Source organism: Moheibacter sediminis (genome assembly GCF_900176425.1).
Taxonomy (GTDB): domain Bacteria; phylum Bacteroidota; class Bacteroidia; order Flavobacteriales; family Weeksellaceae; genus Moheibacter; species Moheibacter sediminis.
The window spans coordinates 356,873-370,197 of record NZ_FWXS01000001.1 but is presented as its reverse complement, the minus strand read 5'-3'; the positions used below and the strand labels follow the sequence as shown (position 1 = coordinate 370,197).

Annotated in this window: 17 protein-coding genes; all 17 read left to right on the top strand. The window is 34.0% G+C overall.

What is annotated here, in order from left to right; translation table 11 throughout:
• Window positions 1–18: 18 nt before the first annotated feature.
• On the top strand, window positions 19–1,158 hold the full coding sequence (locus B8977_RS01610; RefSeq protein WP_084015963.1) for a dialkylresorcinol biosynthesis protein DarB: 1,140 nt from the start codon (window positions 19–21) through the stop codon (window positions 1,156–1,158).
• On the top strand, window positions 1,158–1,613 hold the full coding sequence (locus B8977_RS01605) for a hypothetical protein (protein WP_084015603.1): 456 nt from the start codon (window positions 1,158–1,160) through the stop codon (window positions 1,611–1,613). The genes B8977_RS01610 and B8977_RS01605 overlap by 1 nt, the downstream gene beginning before the upstream one ends.
• Before the next feature lie 17 nt (window positions 1,614–1,630).
• Window positions 1,631–2,035, top strand: coding sequence for a flexirubin biosynthesis protein DarG (locus tag B8977_RS01600; protein ID WP_084015601.1), 405 nt, complete (start codon window positions 1,631–1,633; stop codon window positions 2,033–2,035).
• Entirely contained in the window at window positions 2,035–3,030 is a 996-nt protein-coding gene (locus B8977_RS01595) for a BtrH-related acyltransferase DarH (RefSeq protein WP_084015600.1), read from the top strand. The genes B8977_RS01600 and B8977_RS01595 overlap by 1 nt, the downstream gene beginning before the upstream one ends.
• A gap of 278 nt (window positions 3,031–3,308) precedes the next feature.
• A complete protein-coding gene (locus B8977_RS01590) occupies window positions 3,309–4,058 on the top strand; it encodes an ABC transporter ATP-binding protein (RefSeq protein WP_084015599.1) in 750 nt (249 codons plus the stop codon).
• On the top strand, window positions 4,051–5,343 hold the full coding sequence (locus B8977_RS01585) for an ABC transporter permease (protein WP_084015598.1): 1,293 nt from the start codon (window positions 4,051–4,053) through the stop codon (window positions 5,341–5,343). Before B8977_RS01590 ends, B8977_RS01585 begins: the two co-directional genes overlap by 8 nt.
• Window positions 5,343–5,750, top strand: a complete 408-nt coding sequence (locus B8977_RS01580; protein WP_084015597.1) for an acyl-CoA thioesterase — start codon at window positions 5,343–5,345, stop codon at window positions 5,748–5,750. Before B8977_RS01585 ends, B8977_RS01580 begins: the two co-directional genes overlap by 1 nt.
• Entirely contained in the window at window positions 5,747–6,868 is a 1,122-nt protein-coding gene (locus tag B8977_RS01575) for a beta-ketoacyl synthase N-terminal-like domain-containing protein (protein WP_084015596.1), read from the top strand. Before B8977_RS01580 ends, B8977_RS01575 begins: the two co-directional genes overlap by 4 nt.
• 16 nt (window positions 6,869–6,884) lie before the next feature.
• Window positions 6,885–7,382 (top strand): hypothetical protein, encoded by a 498-nt coding sequence (locus B8977_RS01570; RefSeq protein ID WP_084015594.1) that lies wholly within the window; start codon window positions 6,885–6,887, stop codon window positions 7,380–7,382.
• A 4-nt stretch (window positions 7,383–7,386) separates the two neighbouring features.
• A complete protein-coding gene (locus tag B8977_RS01565) occupies window positions 7,387–7,998 on the top strand; it encodes a hypothetical protein (RefSeq protein WP_084015592.1) in 612 nt (203 codons plus the stop codon).
• Entirely contained in the window at window positions 7,995–8,252 is a 258-nt protein-coding gene (locus B8977_RS01560; RefSeq protein WP_084015590.1) for a phosphopantetheine-binding protein, read from the top strand. Before B8977_RS01565 ends, B8977_RS01560 begins: the two co-directional genes overlap by 4 nt.
• Entirely contained in the window at window positions 8,252–9,442 is a 1,191-nt protein-coding gene (locus B8977_RS01555) for a beta-ketoacyl-[acyl-carrier-protein] synthase family protein (RefSeq protein WP_084015588.1), read from the top strand. The genes B8977_RS01560 and B8977_RS01555 overlap by 1 nt, the downstream gene beginning before the upstream one ends.
• Before the next feature lie 3 nt (window positions 9,443–9,445).
• Window positions 9,446–10,255 (top strand): GH12 family glycosyl hydrolase domain-containing protein, encoded by an 810-nt coding sequence (locus tag B8977_RS01550; RefSeq protein ID WP_159447437.1) that lies wholly within the window; start codon window positions 9,446–9,448, stop codon window positions 10,253–10,255.
• Window positions 10,256–10,290: 35 nt separating this feature from the next.
• Window positions 10,291–11,349, top strand: a complete 1,059-nt coding sequence (locus tag B8977_RS01545; protein WP_084015584.1) for a beta-ketoacyl synthase N-terminal-like domain-containing protein — start codon at window positions 10,291–10,293, stop codon at window positions 11,347–11,349.
• Entirely contained in the window at window positions 11,346–12,116 is a 771-nt protein-coding gene (locus B8977_RS01540) for a polysaccharide deacetylase family protein (RefSeq protein ID WP_084015582.1), read from the top strand. The genes B8977_RS01545 and B8977_RS01540 overlap by 4 nt, the downstream gene beginning before the upstream one ends.
• A complete protein-coding gene (locus B8977_RS01535) occupies window positions 12,103–12,735 on the top strand; it encodes a flexirubin biosynthesis/transport protein LolA2 (protein ID WP_084015580.1) in 633 nt (210 codons plus the stop codon). Before B8977_RS01540 ends, B8977_RS01535 begins: the two co-directional genes overlap by 14 nt.
• Window positions 12,713–13,324 (top strand): flexirubin biosynthesis protein LolB2, encoded by a 612-nt coding sequence (locus B8977_RS01530; RefSeq protein ID WP_084015578.1) that lies wholly within the window; start codon window positions 12,713–12,715, stop codon window positions 13,322–13,324. The genes B8977_RS01535 and B8977_RS01530 overlap by 23 nt, the downstream gene beginning before the upstream one ends.
• The last annotated feature ends 1 nt before the right edge of the window (window position 13,325 follow it).

The following is a 13,325-nucleotide window of genomic DNA, read 5'->3' as shown; positions in this document are numbered from 1 at the left end:
ACTAAGCTATATAAAATGATGAATGAAGTATATATCACCAAATCCTCGACCTACCTTCCAAATGAACCGGTACAAAACGATGAAATGGAGGAATACTTAGGATTGGTAAATGGAAAACCATCAAAAGCCAAAGCATTGATTTTAAGGAATAACGGAATTAAAACCCGTTATTATGCTTTAGACAAGAACAGCAATCCAACACATAAAAATGCTGAAATTACCGCAAAAGCAGTCGAAGGCTTATTTGATGAAAATTTTTCTAAAAATGATTTACAGCTGCTTTCGTGTGGTACAACTTCAGCTGATCAGATTCAACCCTCTCATGCTTCCATGGTGCATGGTGAATTGAAAACAAAGAATTCAATAGAAGTTAATACTTCGATGGGATTGTGCAATGCGGGAATGAATGCTTTGAATTACGCTTTTCTTTCGGTAAAAGCGGGCGCAGTAGAAAATGCAGTTGCAGTGGGTTCAGAAAGATTTTCAAGCTGGATGACGGCTGATAAATTCAACCATGAAGTTGAAAATTTAAAATTATTGGAAGAAAAACCGATTGTTGCGTTCAAAAGAGAATTTCTCCGTTGGATGCTTTCCGACGGCGCAGGCGCATTTTTATTGCAAAATAAACCACGGGAAAACAGTATAAATTTAAGAATTGAATTCATCGATTTTTATTCGTATGCACATGAAATTGAAGCTTGTATGTATTCCGGCGCAGAAAAACAAGAAGACGGAAGTTTGAAATCCTGGGCTGAATATTCAGCTGACGAATGGTTAAATCAATCCATTTTTGCTTTGAAACAAGATACGCGTTTGCTCGATGAACATATTCTGAAAAAAGGCGCGCAGTCGCTCAGAGCTTCGTTTGACAAACATAATTTAGATCCAAATGATATGGATTATGTATTGGCTCATATTTCTTCCAATTATTTTAAAGACGGATTGAGAGAAGAATTTGCCAATGTCGGATTGGATTTTCCAGTGGAAAAATGGTATTATAATTTATCTGAAGTTGGAAACATCGGAGCTGCTTCCATTTTCATAGCAACTGAAGAATTGATGAATTCGGGAAAATTGAAAAAAGATCAGAAAATTTTGTTATGCATTCCTGAAAGTGGACGTTTCGCTTATTCTTGCGCAGTTTTGACAGTTTGTTGATGGAAAAATATCAGTCAATCGAAAAATTAATTCCGCACCGCGCACCGATTTTATGTGTGGATGAAGTGATTTTGGTTGATGCTTTGATTTCGATGACTTCATATATTGTAAAATCTGATTCTATATTTGTTACTGGAAATTCTTTTTCAGAACTGGGTTTATTGGAAAATTCGGCGCAGACAAGTTTTGTGTTTTTGAATTTTTTCTTGAATGAATCAAATGACAAATTATTAGATGAAAAAACAAATTCTGTGGGCTTCATCAGCCATATCTCAAGTATGAAAATTCAATTCCTTCCCCAGTTAAGAGAAAAATTAAATACAACCACAGAAACAGAACTTGTTTTTAATTCAGAAAATTTGAAAATTTGCAATGTCAAAGCGCAAACGACTATCAATGAAAAAATTGCGTTTGAGGCAGAAATGAAAATGATTCTGCAAACAACCAATTTGTAATTCCAAATTCGAAAACGATGAAAAAAGAACAAGTTCCGCAGGACAACAGTGGCCTCGCCAAAAAAAACATACATGAGCTTTGTTATGCCGTTGATGAAAATGGGAATTATACAACTGTTCAAAGTTCGGGTTGGGATGTAAAAGCTTCGGCTTTGGACGAATCCATGCAGTTGATAGAAGAAAGAGTCAATCAAACCAAAAAGGAAATTTCGGAAGGAAAACTCAGCCCGATTGCTTATTTCATGGAACTTCATCGAATGGATTTACAGATTTTGGCAAGCTATGCAGGCATTCATCGTTGGTTTGTGAAAAGACATTTTAGCCCTAAAAGATTTCAGAAATTATCGGATAAAACTTTGAAGAAATATGCCGATGTCTTTGAAATTTCTATTGAAGAATTAAAAAAATTTAAACCCAATTAATGCAAATCGATTTTCAACACCAGCAATCTGCCCATTGTGAAAATGGCGTGATTTCCAATCTCATGAACCACAATGGTGTAAAAGTTTCCGAGCCCCTGGTTTTCGGAATTGGTGCCGGATTGTTTTTTGTTTATTTACCTTTTTTGAAAGTAAATTTCGCTCCGGGGTTCAGTTATCGCCCGATGCCGGGATTTATTTTCAGAAGATTTGCAAAGCAATTGGGAATCAAAGTCATTCATAAAAAATTCTCGTCTACTCAAGAAGCTCAAAAAGTTTTGGATCAAAAATTAAAACAAGGAATTCCCGTTGGATTGCAAGTCGGAGTTTACAATTTGACTTATTTTCCCGACGAATACCGCTTTCATTTCAATGCACATAATTTGGTTGTTTTTGGAAAAGAAAATGGCAATTACCTCATCAGTGACCCGGTTATGGAAGCGACCACAACTTTGACCGATAAGGAATTGGAAAAAGTTCGTTTTGCAAAAGGTGCATTGGCGCCGAAAGGACATCTGTATTATTTAGAAAAGATTCCGACGCAATATGATTTTGAAAATGCAATCAAAAAAGGAATTAAAAAAACCTGTAACGACATGCTTGCGCCCGTTCCAATTGTTGGCGTAAATGCAATGAAATGGGTGGCGAAAAATATAAAAAATTGGCCAAAGAAAATCGGTGTTAAAAAAACCAATCACTACTTGGGCCAACTGATTAGAATGCAAGAGGAAATCGGAACTGGCGGTGGAGGATTTCGATTTATTTATGCTGCATTTTTAGAAGAATCTTCCAGAATTTTAAACAATCCTGAATTAAAAGTTCGTTCAGAAGAGATGACAAAAATTGGTGATGAATGGCGTGATTTTGCATTAAATATTTCACGCGTTTACAAAAATCGCAGCGGTCAGGAAAATGTTTATGAACAATTATCAAATCAGCTTTATTCTTTAGCTGAAAGAGAAAAAGAATTCTTTAAGAAATTGAAAAAAAACATATAAATTATTAATATCGGATAAATACAAAATTAATGAATCCGATATTTTAAATACACATAATTCATTGTTCCAAAAAATTGAAAAGGATTTCGCAGGAAGATTCAGAAATTCAGGTGTAAGAATTTCTGGTGCAAATTTCGTTCCGCCCAATACTTTGAAAGCAGAAACTGGCTGACAACCAAAGAAGCAGTGGAAGATTAAATCCAAAACCGAAAACAAAAAAGGAATTTAGGTGAGTAATTTGTTTTAATAATTTTTAAATTCTTTCTACTTTCGCATCGATGGAAGCCATTCGCACGCAAAATCTGAGCAAATCTTATGATGGTCAAAAAACCTTTGCCGGAAAAGATTTAAACATAACCATTAGTCAAGGTGAAATTTTTGGTTTGCTGGGTCCAAACGGAGCAGGTAAAACCACTTTGATTTCTATGATGTGCGGGCTTTTGAAGCCTACTTCGGGCGAAGTTTTTTTAAATGAATTAAATTTCAAAAACAAACGCACCCAGATTTTGAAAAAAATTGGCGTTGTCCCTCAGGAATATGCACTTTATCCAACTTTGACGGCTGGAGAAAATTTGAATTATTTTGGAAGCTTGTACAATTTACATGGAAATGACTTGAAACAGAGAGTTGAAAATGGTTTGGAGCAGGTTGGGCTTCTGGATTATAAAAATAAAGCCATCAAAGATTTTTCCGGAGGAATGAAACGTAGAATTAATTTATTGACCGGAATCCTGCATAATCCTGAAATTTTATTTTTAGATGAACCAACGGTTGGAGTTGACATTCAATCCAAAGAAGTCATTATGAATATCCTCAAAAAACTCAATGACAACGGAACCACGATTGTTTATACTTCACATCATTTGAGCGAAGCCCAGGATTTCTGCACGCGGATTACCATCATTGATCAAGGACAAATTTTGAAAGAAGGAACGCCTGATGAATTGATCCAATCAGTAAGTGACGCTCAAAATTTGGAAGATGTATTTTTGGAATTAACCGGTAACCAAGTTCGAAACGATGCATAAATTATTAGCTTCTATCAAGAAAGAAATTCTTTTGCTTGTACGCGATTGGGGTGGTTTGGGCATTCTCTTTATCATGCCTTCTATTTTATTGATTACCATTACTTTGATTCAACAAAGCACTTTCAAGGATGCAAATGATATGGTCATGCCGATTGTGGTTGTAAATAATGATGGCGGCGAATTTGGAGAAACCATTGAAAAAAATATCTCTGAAACACCTTCTCTGAAATTAATTCAGAATTGGAACAACCAAAAAATAAATGAATCAACCGCTCAAAAACTGGTAAGCGACGGCAAATACCAGATTGCGTTGGTCATCCCTGAAAATCTTTCTGATGCTTTGGAGTCAAGAATTAATACTAATGTGGAAAAAATTCTGGCTGAATTTTCAATGGAAGAAATCGATTCAAGTGAAATAAATTCTTTAACCGAAAGACCGAAAGAAATCTCAAAAATCAAAATTTTCTTCGATCCCGCCGCAGGCGAAACTTTCAGGAATTCAGTCAAAAATGACATCGAAAAAATGATGTCAAAAGTTGAGTCCAAAAGAATTTACACAGTTTTTGAAGAACAAATGGGCATCGAAACCGAGGGAAACATCATGACCGAAAATGCCATTCAATTCGACGAAATCATTGCGCAGAAAGGTGAAGACGGCATTACGCCCAACACTGTTCAGCACAACGTTCCTGCATGGATTCTCTTTGGAATTTTCTTCATTGTAGTTCCTTTGGGTATTAATATTGTGAAAGAAAAAAATCTGGGCACGCTCATTAGAATTCGTACAAGTCCGGTTTCTTATGCAACTATTATTTCAGGAAAAATCATTACTTATATGATTATTTGCCTGATTCAATTTGCATTAATGCTCTTGATTGCGAGATTTTTATTTCCATGTTTAGGATTGATTCCATTCAAACCTGGCGCACAATTATTTCCTATGACAATTATTGTGATTTTTTCATCATTTGCGGCAATAGGTTTAGGAATTTTAATCGGAACTCTAATGAAAACACAGGAACAAAGTGCGCCTTTTGGCGCAATCTTCACAATTATCATTTCAGCAATCGGCGGAATTTGGGTTCCGGTTTATCTGATGCCGGCAATCATGCAGAAAGTTGCGGTTTTTTCGCCGATGAATTGGGGAATTACTGCATTTTATGATATCATTTTGCGAAATGGAAGTTTAATGGACATTTCAATCGAATTAATCTCACTATTTTTGTTTTTCGTGGCAACTTTCATTTTGTCACTATGGATTAACAAAAGAAATAATTTGATTTAATGCTCACTCACACTTCAAAATTCAGAGTTCGATTCAATGAAACTGACCCTTTGGGAATCGTCTGGCACGGGCATTATGTGACTTATTTGGAAGACGGACGCGAAGCATTTGGTGAGGAATTCGGAATTTCCTACAAAGATATTCAAAATGCAAATCTTTTCGCTCCGATTGTCAAATGTACCGTAGATTACAAATCGCCGTTGCGTCACGGCGATTGGGCTACCATTGAAACGATTTTTGTAAATAATATTGCCGCAAAATTACATTTCACTTACAAAATATTTATTGGAGAAACGCTCATCGCAACCGGTGAAACCGTTCAAGTTTTTACGGATCTCAAGGGAGAATTATTTTTGTCAAATCCGCCATTTTTTGAAGAATGGAAACGTAAATACAACTTTTTATGACCGACGTTTTTATTTCCGGAGATTTTATTATTTCTCCTTTGGGAGTTGGTTCTGAATTGAATTTTGAACAAATTAAAAATGGAATTTCAGGAATTAAACAACATCATAATAATTTCTCTCAAAATCCATTTTTTGCAGGAATTATTTCAGGTGAATTGATTAATTTGGATGACATCAAAAACGCTAAATATTTTACAAGATTAGAACAATTAATCATTCTTTCTATTCAGAATTTAATTCAGCAAAATGAAATTCCGCTCGATGAAAAAACCTTGATTGTTCTTTCCACGACCAAAGGAAATATTTCCCATTTACAAAATCCAGATTCTAAATTTGATAAACAAAGAACTTATTTAACTTCTCTTACAAGTCAGATTGAACATTATTTCAAATTAAAAAATAAAATTTTAATTGTTTCCAACGCTTGCATTTCAGGTTCTTTGGCAATTGAAATCGCAAGAAGACAATTACAAAATGACACCTACGAAAGAGCAATTGTCATCGGTGCAGACGAAGTTTCAAAATTCATTTTATCCGGATTTGAATCATTTCAGGCGATCAGCGATTCCATTTGTAAACCATTTGACAAAGATCGAAACGGCATCAATTTAGGCGAAGCTGTCGCTGCAGTTTACCTAACAAAATCAGCAGAAAATTCTTCAGTAAAAATTTTAGGAAGCGGAACTTATAACGATGCCAACCATATTTCCGGTCCTTCTAGGACCGCCGAAGGTTTATATAAAAGCATCCAGTCAGCAATGAATGAAGCAAAACTTGAAAAAGTAGATTACATTTCTGCGCATGGAACGGCGACTATTTACAACGATGAAATGGAGGCGATTGCTTTCCATCGTACCAATTTATCTGAAATTCCAACCAATAGTTTGAAAGGATATTTCGGACATACTTTGGGCGCAAGCGGTTTGTTGGAAACGATTTTAGGCATTCATTCTTTGAAAAACAACACATTGATTCCTTCATTTGGATTTGACAAACAAGGAACAACGCAGTCGGTCAACATCATAAAAAAGTCTGAACAAAAAGAATTAAAAACTTTCCTGAAAACCGCCTCAGGATTTGGTGGAAGTAATATTGCAACGGTTTTTGAGAAAGTTTAATTTCAAATTAGAATGTATGAAATATTTATTAATGATTTTAATTTGTGGTTTCTTTTTAAACTGTTCGAATAAAGAAAACCAAATTAATAAATTTGAAAAAATTGAAGTCATTTACGAAAACAAAGATTTTAACTTCAATTTAAAAAATTATGTTGTCAAGAGTTATGATTCAAAATTGATAGACACAATTAAAATTAATGAAACTGATAAATTGAAATTAATTAATGCTTTTTTTAATAATCATTTAGATACTATTAAAACTGACATTGAGGTTACAAATAATGACGGTATGGCAATTATCCCTGATTTGTCTGAACGAAATTTAAAAATTTTAAATTCTGATGAAGAAGTTTCAATTTACATTTCTGGATTAGCTAAAATAAATAAGGTTAATTCTATTGGTCAAAATATTTTAAAATTTGATTCTATAATTATAAGTATTTTAAATAAATATGAAAAATTTAATCAATTTAAAATTGAAATTGAAAAAAATGATAATAGAATGTGGCTGTAACTAAATGATTACAAAAACGTACATAAAATCCTACTGCCAGATCACAAATAACAAAATTATTTGCGATGATGAAGTTATTTTGGAAAGAAATAATTCTGAATCCATAGATGAATTTCTGAAAAGGATTTATCAAAAATCAGAAGCCAATTATCCAAAATACCACAAGATGGATTTGCTTTGCAAAGCCACTTTTTTAGCGGCAGAATTCATTTCCAAAAAAGAAAATATTTACGAAACGGAAACGGCTTTGGTGTTTTCCAATCATTCATCCAGTATGATTTCTGACGAGAAGCATGCACTTTCCATTTATGGTGAAGAATCCACAGCGAGCCCTGCGGTTTTCGTTTATACTTTGCCCAATATCGCTTTGGGCGAGATGAGTATCCGACATAAACTTTTGAGTGAAAATGTTTTTTTTATTTTTGATAAATTTACACCTGAATTTCTTGTGCCTTATGCTGAACAAAACTTAAATGATAAAAAATCGGATTTGGTTTTGGCAGGCTGGGCGGAAATTGATGAAAACGATGCAGATGTATTTTTGTATTTGGTTAGTAAAGAAGGTGCTTTGGAACATAACGAAGAAAATTTAAACAATTTATATTTAAAAAAATGAGCGAATTAACTCAAGAATTAAAAGAAAAAATCATCTCTCAATTGAACTTGGAAGATATTTCAGTTGAAGATTTACAAGATAACACACCATTATTTGGAGACGGATTGGGATTGGATTCCATCGACGCTTTGGAATTGATCGTAATGCTTGACAAAACTTACGGAATCAAATTAGCCGACCCGAAAGAAGGTCGCAAAATATTTGAAACTGTACGAACGATGGCAGATTACATCGAAGCAAACCGCACCAAATAATGGAAAAACAACCGATTGCCATTACCGGAATGGGCATTGTGTCTGCCATTGGGTTAGATGTTCAGGAAAACGAACATTCGCTTCTCAACGGCAAACATGGCATTCGGCTTTACACTCAAAAAGATAAATTGATTCACAAAGAAGTTCTCGTTGGAGAAATTAATAAATCCAATCAAGAATTATATGAAGAATTAAATTTAAATCCTGACGAAGCCTTTACGAGAAGTACTTTGTTAGGCTTGATAGCAGCAAAAGAGTCCATAAATTCAGCTGGAATAAATTTAAATGACGGATTCAGAACCGGATTCATTTCTGCTACAACAGTCGGCGGAATGGATGCAACCGAAAAGTTTTATTTCAACTTTTTAGAATCTGATGAAAATTTAAAATTCATTCCTACGCAGAATTGTGGTATTCATGCCGAACAAATCGCTGAAATTCTCGGAATCAAAGATTACATCACGACAATTAGCACCGCTTGTTCTTCCGCTGCCAATGCGATTATGCTTGGTGCAAGGATGATCAAAGCAGGATTGCTTGACCGTGTGATTGCAGGCGGGACAGATAGTTTGTCGGCATTTACCATCAATGGTTTTTCGTCTTTGATGATTTATTCGGACGAACATTGCACCCCTTTTGACGAAAACCGTAAAGGTTTAAATTTAGGCGAAGCGGCTGCTTACATCGTGCTTGAATCGGAAGAATTAGCAAAAAATAAAAAAACAATCGGATTTCTTTCCGGATATGGAAATGCGAACGATGCCTTTCACCAAACGGCTTCTTCTGAAGATGGTGAAGGTGCTTATTTGGCAATTCAAAAAGCATTGAAAATTTCAGGATTAAATCCCTCTGAAATTGACTACATCAACGCACATGGAACGGCGACGCCTAATAATGATTTGTCCGAAGGAAAATCTTTACAAAGGATATTTGGAGAATTACCCGATTTCAGTTCCACAAAAGCATTTACGGGACATACGCTGGCTGCAGCGGGAGCGGTTGAAGCTGTGTTTTCTTTGTTCGCTTTAAAAAATCAAACTGTATTTCCTAATTTAAATTTCCAAAATAAAATTGAAGATTTAGGAATCATTCCTCAAACTGAAACTAAACATAAAGAAATCAAAAACGTTCTTTCCAATTCACTTGGGTTTGGAGGGAATTGCAGCAGTTTGATTTTTTCTAAATATTAAATTTTGAAATATCTATTCCACATTTTTAATTTCACATTCTTAATTTCCTGCTCCACCACGCATATTATTTCAGTAGAAAATCCTGAATTTACAAAATTAAAAAATCAAGCAGATTACAAAGATTGTTCAGGCGCAACAAAACAATTTGAAAATTTCAGTTTAATCAATAACAAGTGGGGCGTGTACAAAATCAAATCAGGAAATTACACCCAATGTATTTACCATAAAGATGGAATTTTCGGTTGGGAATGGGATGCACCTTCGAAATCTTACGGCGTATTGGGTTATCCGGAACTTTGGTTGGGAACTTCAGCTTGGGGATTAAAAAGTGAAATCAAACAGCCAAATTATTTCAAAAAGCTGGATGAATTAAAAACTCTAAAAGCAGAATTCGATACTAAAATCACGGCCACAGACAAAAAGTATAACCTCGCATTTGATATTTGGCTACATTCGGAAAGCACTGTCGCAAAAGAAAATATTGCCGTTGAACTCATGGTTTGGGAAGACTACAATAAATTCAAATCGCATGGAAAAAAGAAAGAAACAATAAGAACATCTTTCGGAACTTATGATATGTTGTACGGCATCATGAAAAAACCGGAAATCAATTCCAAATGGATTTACATAGCGTTCATCCGAACGGACAAACGGACAACAGGGAAAATTAATTTGAAAGAATTACTCGATTTCCTCATTCAAAAAAACTACATTTCATCTGATTTATACATTTCTTCGATAGAGTTCGGAACTGAAGTTTTGAATTCAAAAGGAAATATAATTATAAATAAATACGAAGTTGAAATAGAATAATTCTTTCAAATTGATTTTATTATAATTACTTTGTAATGATGAAAGAAATTTACATTTACGGTTCGGGCACGATTTCCATTCAACCTACATTTCAAGAAAATTTTTTCTATGATGAAATTTCATCTTACCATGAAAACGGAATCAAAGCCATCGACCCGGATTACAAAGAATTCATTCCCGCATTACAATTGCGACGTATGGGAAAAAGCATGCGCATGGCAGTTTATGCTTCGCAAAAAGCCATTCAACAAGCCGGAAATCCTGAAATACATGCGGTGATTACGGGAACCGGAGAAGGTTGTCTTCGCGATTCCGAAAAATTTGTCGAAGCACTTTGGGAAAATGATGGTGGAATGCTCAACCCTACTCCATTTATCCAATCCACGCACAATATGGCCGCCGCAACCATAGCGCTTGCACTGAATTGCAAAGGCTATAACATGACTTACACTAATAATTCCAGTTCTTTTGAATCTGCACTTATCGATGGATTCTTATATTTAAATGAATCTCCAAAAGAAAATGTAGTGATTGGAGGACTAGATGAAGTAAGCGAACAAACTATGAAATTTTGGAGCAAAGTTAATTACACCAAAACGGAAAATGTTCAAATTCCTACAAATTTAAAAGATAAAAATCCGGGAGAAATTATTGCTGAAGGCGCTGGATTTTATGTAGCCTCCGGAGAGAAAAGAGCAAATTGTCTGGGCAAAATCATCAATACAAAAACGGTTTATGAAGTTGAAAATCCCCAAGAATTTATTTCCAAATTTCTAAATGAAAATAATTTAAAATCAGAAGATTTAGACGCAATTATTTTAGGAAATAATACTGACAGCCGATACGATGGAATTTACAATTCTGTTTCAGAAAAATTATTTTCAGAAATTCCACAGATAATTTTTAAAAATGTTTTGGGCGAATTTGATACGGCAACCTCGCTTGCAGTGGATGTTACGCTGAAAATATTTAAACATCAGGAAATTCCACGAATACTCAATCTAAACGGAAAAAATAAAAATGCTTACAACAAAATCCTTATTTACAACCAACGAAGAGAAAAAAACCACTCACTCATTTTACTTGAGAGATGAAATTCAAATTGCTGAATTATATCACATTAACATCAATTCTAATTATTTTAGGATTGATTTTTTGGTATGATTTGAATTGGGGTTTCATTTTTGTTCCGGGAATTATTTGGGTTTTAATCGTTTCAATTGTTTCATCCAATATTCAATGGAATTTTTTTCTAAAATCCATTTCAAAAGGAAATCCTGAAGTAAATAAAATCGCTTTAACTTTTGACGACGGACCACATCCGGAATTCACACCAAAAGTTTTAGAATTACTGGAAAAATATAATGCCCAAGCAACTTTTTTCTGCATCGGAAGAAACGTCGAGAAATACCCTGAAATTTTAGTAAAAATCTACGAAAACCAACATATCATTGGCAATCATTCTTTCACGCATTCCCACAAAATTGATTTCAACAATAAATCAAAATGGCTGGATGAAATTAATTCTACCGATGATAAAATTCAAAATATCATAGGTCAAAAACCACAATTCTTTCGTCCGCCATTTGGTGTGACTACGCCGCATCTGGCAAAAGCAATCGATGAAACGAAACACAAAGTCATTGGCTGGAATATCCGTTCTTTCGACACAATTTCCAATCAAAATCCTGATAAAATTGTCAAGAGAATTCTATCCAAAACCAAACCCGGAAGCATCATCCTTCTTCATGATCATCTGCCCGGCATCTTTACCATATTGGAACAGTTGTTGCCTGAACTTCAAGAGAGAAATTTTACCTTTGTAACTGTTGATGAATTAATAAATTATGAATCCGTTTAAACTCTGCATATTATTTTTATTTCTTGGAGGAATGCTTTTGGCACAAACGAAGTTGAATTCAGCTGAAATCAAAACTTTTAAACAGAATATTACTTCCAATTCCAAAGAAATGAAATCGCTTCAGTGTGATTTCAAACAAACCAAACATTTGGATTTCATGGAAAATGATGTAAAATCTTCAGGAAAGTTATATTACAAATCAAGCAATAAAATCCGCTGGGAATACACTTCTCCTTTTAGTTATTATGTGATTTTCAGCAATGAAAAAATGTTTGTAAATGACAATGGAAAGAAAAAAGAAACAGAACTTTCTTCGAGTAAATTGCTCAAAGACATCAATAAAATTATGCTTTCAACAGTAAATGGAAGCGGAATTTTTGATGAAACAAAATTCTCAATCTCTTATTACAAAAGTGGTTCAGATTTTCTTGCAACCATGATTCCAACTGATAAAAACTATAAAAAATACATCAAACAAATCGATTTGACTTTTGACAGCAAAACATTTTTTCTCAAAAAAATGAAAAGCACGGAACCTTCTTTGGACTACACTTTGGTTGAATTTTCCAATCAGAAAAAAAACGCAACCATCGCCGATGAAAAATTTAGTTTTAAATAGCCTATTACTGGTTTTTCTAAATTCATGTGCTTCTTATTCGGACAATTTTCAGGTTTCTGAAAAGAAATTGGAAAGTTTTACACCTGAATTTTTAGTAAATTCATCCAAGGAAAAATCATTTAGGATGTCCATCGATGCCTATGGAAATAATTTCAGCGGAATTGTGGTTTCCAAAAAAATCAATCCCAATCACTATCGTTTTGCATTTTTGAATGAATTTGGTGGTAAAATGCTTGATTTTGAATTGGAAAACCAACAAATAAAAGTCCATCATGTGATAGAAAAATTAAATCGAAAGATCATTTTGAATATGCTTAGTAAAGATTTCAATTTGTTGTTCAATGAAAACAATAAAATAACAAAAGCCTTTGAATCAGATGATTATTCAATTCTAGAAAGCGAAATTAATGACAAACCAGTGTATTATTTCACTAAAAATGATGTACTTGAAAAAACTGTAATGACCTCAGGAAAAAAGGAAAAGATTAGTTTACAGTACCATTACATACAAACAGAATTTCCTGATGTGGAAATTTCACACGGTAAAGTGAAAATTAAAATTTACTTACATTTGCTGGAATCAAATTAAA

Bases quoted from the DNA above. Each gene is read 5' to 3' on its own strand.
- B8977_RS01610 (WP_084015963.1), top strand. From the start codon at position 19: ATGAATGAAGTATATATCACCAAATCCTCGACCTACCTTCCAAATGAA.
- B8977_RS01605 (WP_084015603.1), top strand. From the start codon at position 1,158: ATGGAAAAATATCAGTCAATCGAAAAATTAATTCCGCACCGCGCACCG.
- B8977_RS01600 (WP_084015601.1), top strand. From the start codon at position 1,631: ATGAAAAAAGAACAAGTTCCGCAGGACAACAGTGGCCTCGCCAAAAAA.
- B8977_RS01595 (WP_084015600.1), top strand. From the start codon at position 2,035: ATGCAAATCGATTTTCAACACCAGCAATCTGCCCATTGTGAAAATGGC.
- B8977_RS01590 (WP_084015599.1), top strand. From the start codon at position 3,309: ATGGAAGCCATTCGCACGCAAAATCTGAGCAAATCTTATGATGGTCAA.
- B8977_RS01585 (WP_084015598.1), top strand. From the start codon at position 4,051: ATGCATAAATTATTAGCTTCTATCAAGAAAGAAATTCTTTTGCTTGTA.
- B8977_RS01580 (WP_084015597.1), top strand. From the start codon at position 5,343: ATGCTCACTCACACTTCAAAATTCAGAGTTCGATTCAATGAAACTGAC.
- B8977_RS01575 (WP_084015596.1), top strand. From the start codon at position 5,747: ATGACCGACGTTTTTATTTCCGGAGATTTTATTATTTCTCCTTTGGGA.
- B8977_RS01570 (WP_084015594.1), top strand. From the start codon at position 6,885: ATGAAATATTTATTAATGATTTTAATTTGTGGTTTCTTTTTAAACTGT.
- B8977_RS01565 (WP_084015592.1), top strand. From the start codon at position 7,387: ATGATTACAAAAACGTACATAAAATCCTACTGCCAGATCACAAATAAC.
- B8977_RS01560 (WP_084015590.1), top strand. From the start codon at position 7,995: ATGAGCGAATTAACTCAAGAATTAAAAGAAAAAATCATCTCTCAATTG.
- B8977_RS01555 (WP_084015588.1), top strand. From the start codon at position 8,252: ATGGAAAAACAACCGATTGCCATTACCGGAATGGGCATTGTGTCTGCC.
- B8977_RS01545 (WP_084015584.1), top strand. From the start codon at position 10,291: ATGATGAAAGAAATTTACATTTACGGTTCGGGCACGATTTCCATTCAA.
- B8977_RS01540 (WP_084015582.1), top strand. From the start codon at position 11,346: ATGAAATTCAAATTGCTGAATTATATCACATTAACATCAATTCTAATT.
- B8977_RS01535 (WP_084015580.1), top strand. From the start codon at position 12,103: ATGAATCCGTTTAAACTCTGCATATTATTTTTATTTCTTGGAGGAATG.
- B8977_RS01530 (WP_084015578.1), top strand. From the start codon at position 12,713: ATGAAAAATTTAGTTTTAAATAGCCTATTACTGGTTTTTCTAAATTCA.